Raw genomic sequence first — 18,242 nt, 5'->3', positions numbered from 1 at the left:
GTTTTAAATAAGAACTAAAATGGAAACAAGTAAAACACAATATAAAAGCATATCAGTATTTGAGAAACTTAGAAAAACAGATAAGACTGGTAATGAGTATTGGAGTGCCAAGGATGTAGCAAAATTACTAGGGTACTCTAAGTATAGTTCATTTATTAAGGTGGTCGATAAAGCAAAGGCTGCCTGCATTAATACTGATCAGGAGACGGCATTACATTTTAAAGATTTTAGTGCAATAAAATCAGTTGGTAATGATTTGCAAAGAAATAGGGGAGACGTAAAATTATCACGCTATGGCTGTTATCTTATAATTCAAAATGCAGATTCTACTTTAAAACCGGTAGCACTTGGGCAAGCCTATTTTGCGACACAAGCTCGTCTGCAGGAATTAAACCAACAGCAGAAAAGTAAAAATTTTAAAATAGTAAAAGAGCGAAGATATTTTCTCCGCAAAGAACTGGCTAAGCGAAATCTTCAGTTAGCGGGCGCCGCGAGCAAAGCAGGTATTATCAAACCTTCAGATTATGCTTTTTTTCAAAATCATGGATATAGAGGACTGTATGGGGGTCTGGATGTAAAAGCGATCCGTGAGATCAGAGGTCTTGATTCTGATGAAAATATTCTTGATCATATGGATAGTACAGAATTAGCAGTCAATTTATTTCGTGTCACCCAAACCGCTGAAAAGCTAAATAATGAAAATGTGCAGGATAGTGCCGAGGCTAATAGTATTCATTTTGCGGTTGGGTTAAAAGCACGTAAGGCAATTGAAGAAATCGGAAATATAGTGCCAGAGAATATGCCTGTAATGGAAAGTATCAGATTGCAGCAAAAACGTGATAAAAAATTGACATCAGAAAAAAATAATATTAAAAAGAAAACAGGTACTAGTATAAGATCTTGATTTAGTTAAAATGAATGTTTAAAAGTTTGAAAATCATTGTGGTTTTACATCTAATAGTTTTATATTTAAGCATTAAGATAAACTTATCTGAATGTTTAAGATATCAATAGACGAAAAAGCAATTGTTTTAATAATTTAAAAAATGGATGTTTTGACTACAATAGAATTTTTAACTCGTTTGATAATAGCATTGTTCGCTGGATTAATTATTGGTTTTGAAAGACAATGGCATCATAAAGAAACGGGCCTCAAAACCAATATGCTGGTAGCAACAGGTGCGGCAGCCTTTGTATTATTATCTATAAAAGTCGCTGCCACCGCTCCAAATATTGATGTTACCAGAATTACGGCACAAGTAGTGATGGGAGTTGGTTTTCTGGGTGCAGGAGTTATTTTTAGAGAAGGACCTAATGTACATGGTTTAAACTCTGCAGCTACAATTTGGTGTAGTGCTGCTATTGGGTGTATTGCTGCTTCAGGTTATTTTATAGAAGCTTTAATGTGCACCTTTTTAGTAACATTTGTTAATACTGCTCTTGAACCTGTTGAAAGATGGTTAAGAAATAGAAAGTAAAGTAGATTAAATCTTTAGTAATTAAATTTTAACGTAATAATCGTATGGAAAATCAAATAAGTACTACCATGAAAACAAAGTTTTACATACTCGCTATTATTGTTGCGTTGCTATATAGCTGCCAGAAAAAAGAAAACGACACAGAGATAGATCCGGATGAAATTTCGGGTGTCAATGATACTATGCTTAGAAAGTGGTTCTTATTAAATAAAGAATCAGACAGTATAATTAATTCGGCACAGCGGATTATTCAACAGCAGAGAGAAGAAGTAGAGTCCCACCCGCAGGATGAGCGCGAGTACATGAACACGTATATTACAAAAGCGCAGCAAAATCTTGACCAATTAAAGAAAAAAGTAAAGTATACCAAGGAGTTTGTTGCACATATAGAACATTATGATTCATCTCTACAGCCTCAACTTGATTCATTAGAAGCAGACTATGTACTTGAAAAAAATAAACTGGAAAATGCATTAAGCCAATTGAAATAGTGTTTTTATTATTAACATTTTTATTGAAATAAATTCTTTTAATTCAATAAAATACTATAAATCAAAGTTATTCAATTAACGATGAGTATTTTATAATGTTATTTGTATAGTATGTAAAAAAAAAGCTGCCTAAAAACAGACAGCTTTTAATAACAAATTATTAAGAGATTATAGTATTAATTAATTTTAACCAAATGTGCCTCGATAGCAGCTCTGTCTGATTCATATTGTTCAGGAAGTTTTAAGTTTTTACCTAATTCTTCTAAACTTTCATCAACAGTAAATCCAGGATTTTCTGTAGCGATTTCAAACAAAACTCCTCCTGGTTCTCTAAAATAAAGAGAGTGGAAATAGTTTCTATCAATCTGTGGTGTAATAGACAATCCGTATTCCTCAATTTTTTCACGGAAATGCATTAAAATTTCATCATTTTGCACACGGAAAGCCACGTGATGAACAGATCCGTTTGCCACATGGCCACGTTTTTCTTCAGCCAATTCCACTAAGTCAACAATGGCTGCATTCTCTACAGCATCAGTGGCGTAGCGGTAACGGTTTACATCTTGTTCGATCAGTTTGTAACCAAAAATATCAGTTAAGATGGCAGCAGTAGCTTTAATACTGTTTAAAGTCAAAGTAATGTTATGAAAACCTCTTGTTGCTACATCCGCTTTTACTTCATCGGTTTCCCAAGGTTTTCTGTCATCGCCAGTTTTAGATTCGATTAATTCTAATTTTAAACCATCCGGATCTAAGAAAGTAAGATATTTTTCACCGAATTTTTCAGCGGGTTTATTGTAAATAACATTGTATTGCTCAAAACGTTTTTGCCAGAAATCTAAGCTTCCTTTTGGAACAGAATATCCAATTTCTGTTGCCATTCCAGAACCTTTTCTTCCTTGCTGAATTCCTTCTCCCCAAGGGAAAAAAGTTAAGATGGTTCCGGCACTTCCAACTTCATCTCCAAAGTAAAAGTGGTAGGTTCCCGGATCATCAAAATTCACCGTTTTTTTAATAAAACGTAATCCTAATATATTAGAGTAAAAGTTGAAATTGCGTTTAGCATCACCTGCAATTGCAGTAATATGGTGTAAGCCTAAAATTTTATTTTCCATGGTATTTTTATTTATTTAGTTGTTATTGATTTTCTTATACAAATTTACGTCTGTTATACTTCTGCATCGATTAACCTAGATTAAGAAATAAAAAGCAGTTCAGTTTTCATTTGTCAATTAATAACCAAATAATATTCCATATGTATTAAGTTGTTGTAAATAAGGTGTTTATTGTTAATTTGGGTTTTTAATCCTACGACATATCGTAATTTGAAGAATTGCATTCCCTATATTTAGAAAACCTTAGTAATTTAAAAGTCCCATTTCTGGGACTACTTTTTCCAATTTATAATTTTATAAATATTGATTTTCGAAGTTTAGGTTCAATATTTTTTGTTTTATGTCCTTTTCCAATGGTGTCTTCAACCAGTAGAATTGATCCTGTTTCAAATGTCCTTTTTTCTCCTAGTGAAGTTTCGATTTCGACTCCACCTTCCAATAAAACAATATATTGTCGATCTGGAGCATTATGAAAATCGTAATCATAAGAAGGACTAACTTCTCTAAAGACAATTGACTTTACCGGTTCATCATCAGATAAAAAACCGATATCACCATTGTTCTTTAATGGAACTTCAAAATCTTCAAAATGACTTTCGCCATTTGCATCGCTGTAAACCCGGGTTATCGTAATCATTATTTTTTATTAAAAACCAATGCGTTTGCACAATCTACCTCGTCCTGACTTATAGTATGTCCCATATTCGGGTAGATTTTCTTGGTAACATCTGCACCCATTTTTTGCAGAAGCGCTTCGGTTTCATTTACTCTTTCAACCGGAACATGGAAATCAGGATCGCTTGTTCCGATGAAAATTGGAGTGCTTTCGAAATTTCCGGCATAGTGATCTTCAAAAACTTTATCGCCTATAAGTCCGCCTGTAAAAGCTATAACTCCTCCATATTTTGCGGCATTTCTGGCCGTAAATTCTAAGGCAAGACAAGCTCCCTGTGAAAATCCAAGGAAATAGATATTCTCTTTTTCAATTCCGTTTTGCTGAACTGCCACAACAACCTGATGAATGGCTTCTAATGATTTTGAAAAAGAAGGTTCATTTTCGTTAATAGGCGCTAAAAACGAATATGGATACCAGGTTCTGTTTTCTGCCTGCGGTGCAACCAATGCAAAATCGTCAACTTTAAGATGCTTTGCAATAGAAAGGATGTCATGGGCACCAGCTCCACGTCCGTGAATCATAATTAAGGCCTTTTTAGCTTCATTTAAAGTCACACCGCCTGTTAGGGTTTCTATGTTCATAATAGTATGTTTTAAGATTGTTTTTTCCAGATATCCTGATATTCATCCGGATGTCTTTTGAATTGTGCATGCACGTAAGGGCAGAGCGGTAAAACCATCATATTATTAGCACGTACATAGGTTGTCATTTCTTCCAGAAGTTTCTTAGCATAACCTTTTCCTTCGCCTTCCGGTTCAACTCCAGTATGGTAAACAGTTAATAAATCATCTTTGATGCTGACCGTCATTTCGCCTAATTTTTTATCATCCACATAAAGATTAAAAGCGCCATGTTTTTTCTCGTCTAATTCCAGTTTGATAGTTTCCATATATGTTAAATTATATTTTTGTTTTTAGCAGATAAAAGAGAATCAATAATCTTTTCTTAAAGATACTATGATTATAATAAATCTGCAATTTTAAATCTGTTTAAGCTTGGTTTTTAATGTGTTATGATTAATGAGTTATCATGGTAGCTCCAGACAGAATCAAAGTTCTAAATTCTTTTTTTCAGTTGTTAAATTTCTTTTACAAACTTACAGAAACTTCGAAAGCCTGTTGATTAATGTAGATTAAGAAAAATAGTAATCTTGTATTCTTTTAAGGTTGGGCAAACAGGAAATTCTTCAGGCGATAGGAAGGGATTGCGGTTTAAGTAGCCGCATATTATTTTAAAAACTGCCATAAAGCAAAAAAACCTGCGAATCCTTAGATTTACAGGTTTTTGCACGATTTTGGCTTTTTTAAAAGATTGAAAAAAAGTTTGCCTTTTCTTCTTTTTCCTTTTTCTTGGGGAGAGCAGGATTTGAATTTAATCGCCTAAACACGTGTCTATATCACATCTTAAACTACTGTGTCTTGTATATTTTTAAGTAATTTTGGATAATTGCAACGATAGTACAAATTATATTGGTCTTTTGTAGACTGTTACATCATCTACCCACATCATTGCACTTGTAAATAAGTTAATTTTGTTGGGATCAATAAAATTGGAGTCTTTAGATCCAACGTTCATATTTAACATAATCGAGTGGGGTCCGAAATTATTGAGATTAAGATTGGCGGTACTACTATTGGTATACGTTGCAACTGTTACATTGTCTACCATAATAGTAACTGTTACGACATTGTTTTTCATCTTCCAAAAGGATTCATATAAATGCCATCCGCCGTTTGCGTTTATATTAAAACTACCAGGATAGTTTCTTTCTGCAGCATTTCCTAATAAGTTTGTTCCGCTAGAAGTTCCATAAAAAATATTTGAAGTAAAACGACTTGCATTAGGAGCAAAAGAATAACCTTCCATGATATCAATTTCTCCTTTGGTTGGCCAGGCATTTCCCTGTACAGACCAAAAGGCAGGCCAGGCACCATACGTATCTGTGAAAGACTTGTAAGTACCACCATCCATCGCTATTAATTTAATATTGGCAGAAAGCATATACTCTGTATTGTTTTCCGGTTTGTATTGGTAATTAGAAGTTATGAACCCAGACTGATATTTGTACGTGCTCAATTTTGTAGTCTTGATTTCTAAACATTGTCTTCCATCTCGCCATTGCGTAGTTGGCACAGAGCTAGCATAGTCACAATACCACGAATTATAATCCGCTCGTTGCTCTTTGGTCCATTGTGACAGGCTTGAGCCAACGTTAAATGTATCTTCAAATTGTTTGACCCATGGTGCAGCAGCTACTTTGCCTGTACTGTTTTTTGTATTTGTACTAGCACCTGCTGATTGGTCTTTTGCTATTGGACTTGTGTCTTCTGCGCAGGATGTAAATCCTAAACCTAATACACATGTCACTGCTAATGCGAACAAATTTAATTTTTTCATAATTTTCTTTTTTGGTTAATTAATAGTTGTAGTAAAGTATTATTTTCAAAAAACTAATCTAAACCTTCCAGAAATCCAGTATGCGAGCTTTTAATTGCAAAATTCGAATCGTACAATAAAGGCCAGTCATTTCCTGGGTGGTTAAGTTCTGTACTAAATGGAATCCATGACTCATTATCCTTCATGCCCCAAACGGTTAAGGCATATTTATTAGCAGCCGGTAGAGCGTTATAGATTTTTACAATTTCTTTGTATTTTTCCTTTTGGGCTAACCTTCTTTCATTTGTAAAAGTCGAGATGTCATTAGACTGATTTACCTGTATATCTAATTCTGAAACATGGATTTTCAGGCCTTTTACTACAGCTTTGTTAATGTCAGTTTCTATCTGCGCTTTGGTTGGGCTTAAATAAGTATTATGCATTTGAAAACCAACACCATCAATAAGATTACTTGCTTTTAAATCGTCAACAATGCTAAAAACTTTATCTTGTTTTGGGATATTAGTTGAGGTTGCATAATCATTATAAAACAACAATAGAGAGTTATCACCAGCTGCAGTTGCTGCGTCTTTTGCCCATTGAAAACAATCTTTTACATAGTTGGCACCCATTCGTTGCAGAAAAATTGTATTTCTCATAGTGCCGCCATTGTCATCCACTGCTTCATTAACTACATCCCATGATTTTACTTTTCCTGCATAATGAGTAACTACCGCCGTAATGTATTTTTTTACTTCTGCTTTAAATTCGGCATCAGTACCAGAAAAATCTTTTAACCATTGTGGTACTGAATTATGCCATACCAAAGCATGACCGTGAACATTGATACCATTGGCATTTCCGTAAGCCACAATTTTATCTGCCACAGTCCAGTTATAAACACCACTTGCGGTAGAAATCTGATCCATTTTCATTTCGTATTCGGCAGAAATACTGCTGAATTCATTTTTTAAAATAATATCATAAGGGCTTCCGCTGGTTAATTGCGAAGCCTTTATTGCCATACCAATAAAAAAGGGATTAGTCAGTTTATTAGCTTTTACTTTTAGGAAAGTTGGATCTTCAGGGATATTGCTGGAACCTGTAGTTACAACACTAATAACATTTGAATAATCTGAAATTTGTGTCTCGTTTTTTGCTCTCACTCTGTAGTAATACTGCGTGCCTCCTGCTAAACCAACTACAACTTCGTTTAAGTCCGTAACTTCTTTTGAATTGTAATTAGGTATAAGTGTTGCAAAATTTTCACTGGTTGAAACATCCAAAAGATAAGTTTTTGAATTGGAAACGTAATTCCATTTAGCTCTAAAACCGCCGTCGTTCACGTCTTTTGCCGGGTTGGCTGTTGGAGTTTCTAAAGTATCAGCGACTTCGCTGTCATCTTTAGAGCAGGCACTTAAAAAAAAGAAGAGGCTGGTGAGTACTAGTAAAAGTTTAATTTTCATACTGTTTTGTATTATAGAATATTCTTCTACTTGGAGAGAATACGCTTATTTATGGTTTCTGTTTTATTATTTATTGTATGATTTACCTTAGTAGAGAGGCTGCTTTAGGACAGCCTCTTTTTTTTAATGTACAACCATCAATTATTGGTAACGAATCTTGATATTATCAAATTTAATTACACTTGGATTAGGAGTGTCATCCTGAATAACGCCAATTTTGATTTCATTTATTTTAGAAACATCCAACGTAGCTGCTGTATTTGAGCCAAAACCATAATTATCTTTAAAATCGGCTATTGAAATTGTTTTGGTCGTCCAGTTTACATCCGTAACTTTAAAATTATAAGCATAGTTGTCATTGTTAATAGTATTTAACTGAATGGCAAATTGAGCACCTGTAACATTCGCACTTATATCAATATCGATATACGCTTTTTTAGCATCGGTATTAGTTGCGCTTAAGAAACTGCTTCCTCCTCCGGCACTGCTTCCGTTGTAGCCATTTGAAGTCGAACCAGACCACGTAAAGGTTGCGTAATTACCTGATGGGCCACCAGCAGTATTTGCATTAAAAGCGGCAACATCACCGTAAGAGAACCAATCTTTTCTTACACCATTCCCGTCAAAATCAGATACAAGGATTAGTGTAGCAAATTCTATTATCTTTTTTGCTGTACCGCCCGGTGTGGTAATTACCAGCTCTGATCCGGAAACGGCATTTGCAGGTAAACCAATAACAATTGAAGAAGACGATTTTAGCGTATAAGTCAATGCTTTTCCTCCCAAAGTAACCGAAGAAACATTATAAAACCAGGTTCCCTCAATTTCCAGAGGAAATCCCGGAGTTGCTACAGCCGGAATTGTTTTTGTAATGGTAGGAACAGGCTGTAAAATCTCAATGTTTTTTGTAAAGGAAGTAGTAGCAGTTACAAACGTAATGGGCTGCACACCAAATCTACTTCCTAATTTTTCATCAAAGGGAACAGTAAAAATGAACGCTTTATCTGAATTATGATTTGGATTGAAACTGATATTAATTTTATTGTCCAGTGTAATCTTTTTTAATCCTGCCAAACCTTTACCTTCGACTCTGACTTTATTAAGCGGAAAGGCCTGGTTAAGTAAATCTCCGGGTTCAGCAACCATTGCATCTATATTTGCAGTAACTGTATTATCATCATTTTGGCAAGCTGTAAAAGAAGCCAGCGCCAAAAGAATTATAATGCTATATTTTATTTTAGTGATCATAGTATAAAAATTAGTTGAAGTTAAAAGGAACTGGCGGTTCTAATAATGATGGATTGGTATCAATCGCAGATTGAGGTAATGGCAATTCAAAATAATTGTTTCCCGGGGTTATCTTTCTGGAAACTAATTCTGTTCTGGCAGGGTCAGAATAAAAACCGACTTCCTGCTGTGAAATAATTGCTGTTGCCTCGGCAAGGCCACGACGTTTTAGATCGAAGAAGTACTGTCCTTCAAGTGCAAATTCAACTCTTCGTTCGTTAAACAGTTCATCTCTTGTAAGTACTGTTTTAACGGGTAATCCTGCTCTCAATCTCACTTCATTAAAAGAGCTTAAAGCAGCTGGAGAAGTAGTGGAAGCAGCTCCGCCCATAATAGCTTCGGCATGCATTAATAAAACATCAGAATATCTTAATATAATGGTGTTTTGTGATGTTCTCATGAAAAACACATCGTTTCTTTCAGCTGCAGAGCCGACAATGTATTTTCTGAAATTAGCTGCCGTAGAAGAGTATATTTTTTTATATCTGAAACCGCCCTGAGTTTTTAGCAATTCAGGATAAAAATCGCCATCTGTCATGATGGTGTTCTTTTTTCTGGTATCATTTGGTTCAAAATCATCCTGTAATGAAATAGAAGGGAGGTAAACTCCCCAGCCGTCGCCGCCACCGGTTATTCCTGTGTCTCCGGGAACGATATACGCCTGATTGGTATTTTGAGTTCCCCATTCGGTAGCAATTGCTTTCCATTGCAGGGCAAACATGCTTTCGGCACTATTGTTATTTTCAGGACTGCTAAATAAATTCCCGTAATCCTGAATTAAAGTATATTGGCTTCCAATAATTTGCTGGGTTAAAGCGGCACTGTCTGTATATTCATTTAAGGTTAAATGCACTTTTGCAAGAATACCCATAGCAACAAATTTAGTAACATACCCTTTTTTCACTGATTTTTCAGGTAAATTTTGAACGGCATATTCCAAATCCTGTTTTATGAATTTATAGATATCTGAAATAAGATTCCTTTTTGGTTGTTTTGCAGAACCTGCTTTACTAATAATAGGAACAGCACCAAATGTTCTAACTAAATAGAAATAGGCATTTGCTCTCATAAATCTTGATATTGCTATGGCATTTTTATAAGAGGCTTCAGGTAATTCACTTTTTCGGTCTTCAACTAATTTCATTAGGTTATTGGACTGATCGACAACCGAAAATAACGAAACATATCCTTCTGCAAGGATTGGGTTTTGCGAGGTTACCTGTGCATCTTTAAATTGGGCGTACGCACCATCAAACGAAAAAGCATTTCCGGCATACATATCTCCTACAGCAATCAGGAATTTATCATTAAAAGTAAACCACGGCTTGAAGTACAAACTCTCAGCTATCCCATCAAAAGCAGTAATGCCTTCGGGTAAATCAGCCGGGGTCAATTGGTTTTCAGATGGTGCATCCAAAAAATCATCTGAACAGGAAAATAAAGACAGCAATGGTATTAGCATTCCCATCAAAAAAAGTTTAAAAAGTTTTTTCATAACTATTTTTTTTATGTTAACGATTATGAATCATTAAGTTAAATGTGTTTTTTATAAATCTTAGAATTCTAAATTCATTCCAATAGAAATCGTTCTTGGCACAGGATACCTACCCAAATCAATACCACTCAAGGTTATATTTTGATCTAAATTTCCAAGGGCAGGATCAAAACCAGAGTATTTTGTAAATGTGTATAGATTTTGGACATTGGCATATAATCTAACTTTAGAGAAAATAGATTTTTCGAATATCTTTTCAGGTAAGTCATAGCTTAAAGAAACATTCTGAATTCTTAAATAAGAACCATCTTCTACAAATCGATTTGAAATTCTGCCATTCCCATTTGGATCATTAAGAGTGATTCTCGGAACATCAGTATTTTCATTTACTCCAGGTTCAAAAGCCTGCAGTGCCTGAGTTGTAACATTTCCAAAACGGTCTCCAAATCCAGGGTAAACACCATCAGTATAATGGCGCGTAAAATTATAAATTTCGTTACCCTCGCTTCCTGTTAATACAACTGAAAAATTAAAGTTTTTGTATCTCAAATTATTGGTGAACGAATACGTAAAATCAGGAATTGCACTTCCTATAGCTGTTTGATCTTTAGCATCAATTTTTCCATCCTGATTAAGATCTTTAAAACGAATATCCCCAATTCCGGTTCCTGTTTCCTGAGTTGGTCCTGCAGTTAAGTCGGCAGCATTTTTAAACAATCCGTCGGTAACATATCCATAAAATTGACCTACTGGCTGTCCTGCTATTGTTTTAGTAACGGTATAGGCATCGAACTGTACTTTTCCTAATAAATATTGGCCCTCATTTTGAAAAGAAGTTAATTCATTATTGTATTTTGATAAAATAAGGGTACTGTCCCAGGTAAAATTTTCGGTTACAATATTTCTTGTGTTCAATGTAAATTCTACTCCTTTAGTGACAATTTCACCTGTATTAAAATACAAGTTAAGAGCACTTTGATTGGATTCGTCATTGATTTGTTTGGTAAGGAAATCAGAAGAATTTTTAATATAATAATCAAAATCTACTTTTACTCTGTTGTTAAATAATGCTAATTCAAAACCGGCATTGAAAGACTTAAGAGATTCCCATTTAACATCAGGATTACCTAAATTATCAATTGTTGGAGAAACGCCTCCAAATGGAGAGGAGGTTAATGTTAACATAGTGTCATATCTATTTGGTGGAATATTTTGATTTCCAACCGAACCGTAACCCACTCTAAATTTTAAATAATTTATAGTATTGGATAAAGGCTCAAAGAACTTTTCGTTACTTGCTGTCCATCCTCCTGAAAATGAAGGGAAATAACCCCATTTGTTATTAGGACCAAAATTTGATGAAGCATCTGCTCTTAAAGAAGCAGAAAAAGAATATCGATCAGAAAAGCTATAGTTTAATCTTGAAATATAAGAGGCCATAGACCATCTTCCAGAACCATTTCCGTTAAGAGCAGTATCAATATCACCAATATTTAAGTTCGTAAAATCTTTATTTAAAAACTCACCTGTTCTGTAACCGCTTAAATATTCGTAACGGCTTTCTTGTGCTTCCTGACCTAATAGGAAAGTAAAATTATGATTATCGTTTATCGTCTTATTATAGGTTAGATAATTTTTAATATTCCAGTAATAGCTTTGATCCTGCTGCTTAAATGATTTATTTAAAAGTTCAGATACAGTTCCTAGAGTATATTTTGGTACGAAAGTGCTGCTTTTTGCAAAATTCAGGTCATAACCCAATTCAGATCTAAAAACCAACCCTTTGATAATCGTAAAATCAGCAAATAAATTACCATTAATTTTAAATCTTTCTGTAGTAGCATTGTTGTATTCCGACAAAGCAATTGGATTAGTCGCTTCATTTGCCGAAGAGCCCAAACCAGTTGTTGGTCCTGCATAAGAACCATCAGCTGATCTAACCGGTAATTCCGGTGATTGTCTTAAGGTGTTCATTACTAAACCGCCTCGGTCATCATTTCGGACTACCTGCTGAGATGATTTGCTTACCGATAAGTTATTACCAATCTTTAGCCATGATTTTACATTAGAATCTACATTTAATCGCATAGATAATCTGTGAAAATCTGAATTCAAAACAATTCCTTCCTGATCAAAATAATTTAAAGAGGTATAGTAACGTGTTCCTTCTTTTTCACCTGAGAATGACAGCTGATGATTATACATAGTAGCTGTTCTAAAAAGTTCATCCTGCCAGTTTGTTCCCTGTCCTAATAAATCAGGCTTTTGATATTGATACGGAACAGGCTCACCGTTTAATTTGAAAATTTTTGCCTGATAGGCAGCATATTGGGGTAAGTTTAAAACATCAACAGTGTTGGTTACTGCCTGAGTAGCCATATAGGTTTCATAGGTTAGCTTTGATTTTCCTTTTTTTCCTTTTTTGGTTGTGATCAAAACGACACCGTTTGCACCATTTGCACCATATATTGCCGTTGCTGATGCATCTTTTAAAATATCAATAGTTTCGATATCCGAGATATTCAATCCTGATAAAGCCGAGTTTTTAGTTTGTCCGTTTCCTCCACCTAATGCGCTAAATGAAAAGGAGTCGTTGTTTTTGTCCGCAAAAACCGGGGTTCCATCAATAACATATAATGGTTCATTACCATTAATAGAAGTAATTCCTCGAATTTGAACTGAAATTCCTCCTCCCGGTGTACCAGAATTTTGAGTAACATTTACACCTGCTGCTTTACCTACAAGAGCCTGATCGAGAGAAGTAAAGGGTTTGTCCTGAATTTCCGAAGCTTTAATTGATGAAACGGCGCCATTGATATCTTTCCTTTTAGAAGTTCCATATCCAATTACGACTACTTCATTTAATTTTTCCAGTTCATTAGTCATAACGACCTGCATCATCGATTTTGTGTCTGCTGGCAAGGTTACATTTTTATAGCCTATATAACTAAAGATTAATGTGCTTTTTGGATCTACATTGTTTAAAACAAATCCACCATCAAAATCGGTAGTTGTTGCATTTTTTGTCCCTTGTACGATTACACCAACACCGGGTAATCCGAGTCCGCCTGACGTTACTTTTCCTTTAACAGTTTGAGCGAAGAAAAAATTTCCCCACATCAATACTATTAAACACAATAGTTTTTTTAATGTTCTTTTCTGCATAAAATTGGTTGTTAGAGTTTAGTTTAAATAATTAGTCAATTTTTGGTCTTCAAAAACATTTAATACCATGGTCTACTATCTGAGTTAAGACAATAGAATTATTTCTTAAATATTTCTTAACGAAAGTAAAATGTAGGGGTATGCAGTTGTAGAACAGATGAAGCATATTGTGCAACAAATGATGCAAAAAAGGAGAGCGAAAACGATGTTCTGGCTAAATAAGCTAATTATAGTAGTAAAAGCACAACTGAGGTATTGCTAAAAAATATGCTTTAAAAATATCGTTTATCTAGAAAAAAGGCTAAAATATTTTGTTTATGTGATTTTTATTGTAATTCAAATAAAGGGCTTTTTGAAAATATTGACTTACAAAAAAAAGAGCTCCTGTTGATAAAAACAGAAGCTCTTTTTACTTATTTTTTTAACGCCCGTACTTTTTTTAATTCTTTTTTTCTTGCGTTGGCAGATATCCGTACTTAATTTTATAACATTTAGCAAAGTAGGAGGGAGAAGTAAATCCTACTTTATAACTTATTTCATTAATATTATTGTTTCCTTTTTCGATCAGTTGTTTTGCTTTTTCTAGTCGAACGTTTCTGATAAACTCATTAACTGAAACGCCTGTTAATGTTTTTATTTTTCGATACAGCTGACTTCTGCTTAAGAAAATCTTAGAAGACAGTAATTCTACAGTCAACTCAGGTTCACTGATATTTTCGTTGATAAAATGCAAAATCTTTTGAATGAAATCATTATCGAGTGAAGTTGTTTTTTCTTTACCATCTTTTGTGATTCCGCTATAAAATTTCTTAAACATGATTTGCCTGCTTGTAATAAGCTGTGCCAGACTCGATTTTAAAATATCTAATTCAAATGGTTTACTCAAATACATATCAGCGCCAGAATCGATACCTTCTAATCTGTCTTTTACCATTGCTTTTGCAGAGAGCATTAATAAAGGAATATGGCTTGTTTTTAAATCGCCTTTTATGTTTTTACACAATTGCAACCCATCCATTACCGGCATAATAACGTCTGTAATTATTAGATCAGGTAATTTCTGAACAGCAAGTTCATAACCTTTCTGACCATTTTCGGCTGCAATAACCTTATAGGATTTGCTTAGTTCTTCCTTAAGATAATTTCTTAATTCAGGATTGTCTTCAACAATTAAAACAGTGTATGGTTTTGCAGTTTCTACAACAGTATTTTCGAGAGGTTCATTTGTAAAATCATTGTCTTCAGATAAATGATTAAGAGATTCAGACAGAAATTGATTTTTATTTTTTTCTACTTTAAAAACTTCGTCCACTATTTCGCTTTTCTTATAAAAAGATTTGCCTAAAGGAAAGGTTACCGTAAATTTTGTGCCTTGTCCTAACTGACTTTCAACATCAATTCTTCCTTTATGCAGCTCAATAAATTCTTTAACGACCTCTAAACCAATTCCGGTACTGCCGTAGTAATCTTTATTTACATTATTGACCTGATAAAACCGGTCAAATATTCTTTTTAGATCTTTTTTATGAATTCCGGAGCCGGTATCTGTAATTATTATTGAAAAAGAAGGAACGCTATTGCCATTAATTAACAACGAATTATCAGGACTCGATTTGTCTATCGAGATAGTAATAGAACCATGATCCGGTGTAAATTTAAATGCATTTGAAATAATATTAAAGAGTATTTTTTCCAGCATTTTGGGATCTAGCCAGTCTTCAAGTTCTTCAAATGCTGATTCAAAATTAATAGTAATATTTCGGGCAGCAGCTTCTTCATCAAAGTAGCCAATAATTCCTTGTGCAAATGCTACGACTTCGATTTTCTTAGCCTGAAGGAAAATTTTATTAAACTCTAGTTTATTAAAATCCATAAGCTCATTGATCAGTCTCGAAAGTCTATCCGAACTTTTGTGTACAATTTTTAATTTATTATGTATTTCAGGAGATAGATTTTTGCTTCTTAAAATATCTTCCAAAGGATTAATAATAAGCGTTAACGGAGTCCTGAATTCATGTGAGATATTCGTGAAAAACTGTAATTTATTATTATTTAATTTCTCTGATTGAATATTCTTTTCTCTTTCTAAAATTATTGCCTGTGCGGCTTTAAAACGATTTTGATAAATTTTATTGAAATATCTAATCAGGAAAATTAGAACACCTGCGTATAGTAAATAAGCCCAAAAGGTTTTCCACCACGGTGGCAGGATTTTTATTTTTAGTTTTAATGCAGTATTGCTCCAGGAACCATCTGCATTGGCCGATTTTACTTTAAAAGTATAATTACCCGGCGCCAGATTGGTATAAGTTGCTGTTCTGTTATTCCCTACATAATTCCAATCCTTTTCAAAACCTTCAAGGTAATAGGCATATTGATTTTTTTTAGAATAATTATAGTTAATTCCAACATATTCAATTGTAAAAACAGATTGAGTGTAGTTAAGTGTAATTTCTTTAGTTTGAGAAATTACTTTGGTTAAGGGTGAGGCATCTTCATTAGGTTTTATGGATCGATTGAATAATTTGAAATCACTGAAATACAATTTTGGTGCTTTCTCTGTTTTTTTGATCTCGTTAGGATTAAAATAATTTACTCCCTCGTAACTGCCAAAATACAGTTCTCCATTTCCATCTTTAAAGACTGCATTATTATTAAAATCATTGTCGATAAGACCATCATCTTTATTAAAATTGGTACTTTTTTTATTCTTAAAATCGAGTTTTGTTAATCCGGATCCGCCGCTTATCCATAAAGAACCATTGTTGTCAGAAATTATAGCACGAACAGATTTTTCCTTAAAACCCGGAAAATTATTATAGTTTGAAAATGTCTTGTCTTTTTTATTATAATTAAATAATCCTTCACCATCTGTTCCTATCCATATTTTTTTATCATTGGACTCATAGATCGATAAAATAGTCTGAATACTATTATATTTCGTTTTGTCTTTAAACATATCATCGCGCATTTTGATCACTTTAAAATCAGAGTCGTCTTTTAAACTTACCTGATATAGTCCCAAGATCGTTCCTACCCACAAAACATTATCAGAGTCTACAAAAACTTTACGGATAAAAGCGTTATCTAAAGCATTGTCTACAAAAGATTTTGAATCACAATGAATAAATGTATTGTTCTTGTTATCAAAATAATGCAATCCTTTTATAAAAGTTCCAATCCAGATTCTGCCTTTAGAATCTTCTGAAAAACTAAAAATCCGATTCGATTTTAAACCTGCTGTATTTGCTGTATTGTAGTTTATGAATCGTGTAGTGCCATTTTTTAAAAAGAAGATTCCACGATCCCAGCTTCCTATCCAGATATTTTGCTTACTGTCTAAAAATATAGTCTGAATATCAGTAGCATCTAATCCGGAATAGTAGTTTTGATTGTTTTTGTTTACATGAATGTAACTTTTATTGATAAGATTATAAATGTCGAGGCCTCCGCCTTCATTACTAATTAATAGATTACCCTTTTTATCTTTTATAACCGAAGTTACATAGCTGGTTTGTAAAGAATTGTTGTTGTTTACTTGCGATTCAAGAGAGTTGAATTTGTTATTGGGTTTGTCAAATACGCCAAGTCCTTTATTAAAATAGCCTAACCAAAGCCTCTTTTCTTTGTCTTCGAATAGTGACCAAACCGAATTAGATTTTAAACTAAAGTCATTGTATTTACTGTGCAGGTATTTTTGCAGTACTTGACCTTTGTAATTTACAACCAATAATCCGTCATTTTCGGTGCCACAAATTATATAACCGTGACTGCTTTCTATAATCGATAAGATTTTGTTTTTGGTAATAGAATAATTTTCGAATTGGTAATTATCTGTTTCAGGCTTAATTTTTATCAGACCGTTTTCAGTCGTTCCAAGCCATATGTATCCAAATTTATCTATAACAAGATTTTCGATGTCATCTAATAAAGGTTCTCTTTTAAATTTATCTTTATAAACCTGTTTAATTTTTCCGTTTAAATCGAGCTCTAAGAGGCCATAACTTGTTCCTAAATAAATAATTCCGTTCTTATTTTTTACTGAAGATTTTATTAGAAAATTAAATTTTTCCAACACCTTTGACGGAATTAGAGAGGCTTTTAAAGTTTTTATATTGAGTTTAAATAATCCAAAACCGTAAGTACCTAAGATTAAATTGCCGTTATTATCCTGAATAATTGTTTTTACAGTAATGGGTTCGTCATACCCTTTTCTAATTACATCTTCAATATTTATTTTGGTAAAATTATCTAAATCCCTGTTGTATAGGCATAAACCATCATCAGTACCAATCCATAAGTTATTATCAGAATCAATAAAGGTTGCATAAATGAAATTACTGTTTATGGAACCGGGCTTTTTGTTGTATTCGTATCCAAAATAATTTACACCATCATATCGATACAAGCCCTTACCGTTTGTACCTATCCAAATAAAACCATTCTTATCCTGAATAATCGAGGAAATGGCTCTTTTTGAAGTAGTTTCCTGTATACTTCTAAATTGGTAGTTGTCAAATTTATCTTGAGAAAACAGACAATTTAGACATATAAAATAGCATACAAGAGTATATATAATATTTTTCATTTAATGGTTGTATTGATCAATTCCAGCTGAAAATCCCCTTTTGTTTTAAGTGCAATAAACAATATTAATAAAACTAAATAGGAATTATACTTTTTAGATGTAAAT

At 33.5% G+C, this 18,242-nt stretch carries 13 protein-coding genes; 3 read left to right on the top strand and 10 right to left on the bottom strand.

The window, feature by feature from the left end; genetic code table 11:
- Positions 1–19 precede the first annotated feature (19 nt).
- From dinD to AC3ITQ_RS19160, 3 genes are all read left to right on the top strand, one after another.
- Positions 20–904 (top strand): DNA damage-inducible protein D, encoded by an 885-nt coding sequence (gene dinD / locus AC3ITQ_RS19170; protein WP_489235735.1) that lies wholly within the window; start codon positions 20–22, stop codon positions 902–904.
- 151 nt (positions 905–1,055) lie between these two features.
- Positions 1,056–1,478: an MgtC/SapB family protein gene (locus tag AC3ITQ_RS19165; protein WP_489235734.1), complete on the top strand. Its 423-nt coding sequence runs from the start codon at positions 1,056–1,058 to the stop codon at positions 1,476–1,478.
- Positions 1,479–1,546: 68 nt separating this feature from the next.
- Complete coding sequence (locus AC3ITQ_RS19160) at positions 1,547–1,969, top strand: hypothetical protein (protein ID WP_489235733.1); 423 nt, start codon at positions 1,547–1,549, stop codon at positions 1,967–1,969.
- A 176-nt stretch (positions 1,970–2,145) separates the two neighbouring features.
- On the opposite strand, the gene AC3ITQ_RS19155 is transcribed toward AC3ITQ_RS19160, so the two are convergent.
- The 10 genes from AC3ITQ_RS19155 to AC3ITQ_RS19110 all read right to left on the bottom strand — a co-directional run bounded on the left by AC3ITQ_RS19155 (position 2,146) and on the right by AC3ITQ_RS19110 (position 18,137).
- Positions 2,146–3,084, bottom strand: coding sequence for a ring-cleaving dioxygenase (locus AC3ITQ_RS19155; RefSeq protein ID WP_489235732.1), 939 nt, complete (start codon positions 3,082–3,084; stop codon positions 2,146–2,148).
- A 286-nt stretch (positions 3,085–3,370) separates the two neighbouring features.
- The gene (locus AC3ITQ_RS19150; RefSeq protein ID WP_489235731.1) at positions 3,371–3,721 is read right to left on the bottom strand and encodes a cupin domain-containing protein; all 351 of its coding nucleotides are present in this window, start codon (positions 3,719–3,721) and stop codon (positions 3,371–3,373) included.
- A complete protein-coding gene (locus tag AC3ITQ_RS19145) occupies positions 3,721–4,341 on the bottom strand; it encodes an alpha/beta hydrolase (RefSeq protein ID WP_489235730.1) in 621 nt (206 codons plus the stop codon). Before AC3ITQ_RS19145 ends, AC3ITQ_RS19150 begins: the two co-directional genes overlap by 1 nt.
- A gap of 11 nt (positions 4,342–4,352) precedes the next feature.
- Positions 4,353–4,649 (bottom strand): GNAT family N-acetyltransferase, encoded by a 297-nt coding sequence (locus tag AC3ITQ_RS19140; protein WP_375033154.1) that lies wholly within the window; start codon positions 4,647–4,649, stop codon positions 4,353–4,355.
- A 575-nt stretch (positions 4,650–5,224) separates the two neighbouring features.
- A complete protein-coding gene (locus AC3ITQ_RS19135; RefSeq protein WP_489235729.1) occupies positions 5,225–6,157 on the bottom strand; it encodes a glycoside hydrolase family 16 protein in 933 nt (310 codons plus the stop codon).
- Positions 6,158–6,210: 53 nt separating this feature from the next.
- Positions 6,211–7,602, bottom strand: a complete 1,392-nt coding sequence (locus AC3ITQ_RS19130) for an endo-1,4-beta-xylanase (protein ID WP_489235728.1) — start codon at positions 7,600–7,602, stop codon at positions 6,211–6,213.
- A 141-nt stretch (positions 7,603–7,743) separates the two neighbouring features.
- The gene (locus AC3ITQ_RS19125; protein WP_489235727.1) at positions 7,744–8,850 is read right to left on the bottom strand and encodes a hypothetical protein; all 1,107 of its coding nucleotides are present in this window, start codon (positions 8,848–8,850) and stop codon (positions 7,744–7,746) included.
- A gap of 10 nt (positions 8,851–8,860) precedes the next feature.
- On the bottom strand, positions 8,861–10,384 hold the full coding sequence (locus AC3ITQ_RS19120) for a RagB/SusD family nutrient uptake outer membrane protein (RefSeq protein ID WP_489235726.1): 1,524 nt from the start codon (positions 10,382–10,384) through the stop codon (positions 8,861–8,863).
- A gap of 60 nt (positions 10,385–10,444) precedes the next feature.
- Entirely contained in the window at positions 10,445–13,549 is a 3,105-nt protein-coding gene (locus tag AC3ITQ_RS19115) for a SusC/RagA family TonB-linked outer membrane protein (RefSeq protein ID WP_489235725.1), read from the bottom strand.
- A gap of 439 nt (positions 13,550–13,988) precedes the next feature.
- On the bottom strand, positions 13,989–18,137 hold the full coding sequence (locus AC3ITQ_RS19110; protein ID WP_489235724.1) for a hybrid sensor histidine kinase/response regulator: 4,149 nt from the start codon (positions 18,135–18,137) through the stop codon (positions 13,989–13,991).
- Positions 18,138–18,242 lie beyond the last annotated feature (105 nt).

The sequence above is a fragment of the Flavobacterium sp. KH_001 genome (assembly GCF_057840745.1).
Note: the sequence above shows the minus strand (reverse complement) of the source record. Positions and strands in the feature narration are given on the sequence as shown.

Excerpts from the sequence above, each read along its gene's own strand:
- dinD (WP_489235735.1), top strand. The coding sequence starts at position 20 with ATGGAAACAAGTAAAACACAATATAAAAGCATATCAGTATTTGAGAAA.
- AC3ITQ_RS19160 (WP_489235733.1), top strand. The coding sequence starts at position 1,547 with ATGAAAACAAAGTTTTACATACTCGCTATTATTGTTGCGTTGCTATAT.
- AC3ITQ_RS19155 (WP_489235732.1), bottom strand. The coding sequence starts at position 3,084 with ATGGAAAATAAAATTTTAGGCTTACACCATATTACTGCAATTGCAGGT.
- AC3ITQ_RS19150 (WP_489235731.1), bottom strand. The coding sequence starts at position 3,721 with ATGATTACGATAACCCGGGTTTACAGCGATGCAAATGGCGAAAGTCAT.
- AC3ITQ_RS19145 (WP_489235730.1), bottom strand. The coding sequence starts at position 4,341 with ATGAACATAGAAACCCTAACAGGCGGTGTGACTTTAAATGAAGCTAAA.
- AC3ITQ_RS19140 (WP_375033154.1), bottom strand. The coding sequence starts at position 4,649 with ATGGAAACTATCAAACTGGAATTAGACGAGAAAAAACATGGCGCTTTT.
- AC3ITQ_RS19135 (WP_489235729.1), bottom strand. The coding sequence starts at position 6,157 with ATGAAAAAATTAAATTTGTTCGCATTAGCAGTGACATGTGTATTAGGT.
- AC3ITQ_RS19130 (WP_489235728.1), bottom strand. The coding sequence starts at position 7,602 with ATGAAAATTAAACTTTTACTAGTACTCACCAGCCTCTTCTTTTTTTTA.
- AC3ITQ_RS19125 (WP_489235727.1), bottom strand. The coding sequence starts at position 8,850 with ATGATCACTAAAATAAAATATAGCATTATAATTCTTTTGGCGCTGGCT.
- AC3ITQ_RS19120 (WP_489235726.1), bottom strand. The coding sequence starts at position 10,384 with ATGAAAAAACTTTTTAAACTTTTTTTGATGGGAATGCTAATACCATTG.
- AC3ITQ_RS19115 (WP_489235725.1), bottom strand. The coding sequence starts at position 13,549 with ATGCAGAAAAGAACATTAAAAAAACTATTGTGTTTAATAGTATTGATG.
- AC3ITQ_RS19110 (WP_489235724.1), bottom strand. The coding sequence starts at position 18,137 with ATGAAAAATATTATATATACTCTTGTATGCTATTTTATATGTCTAAAT.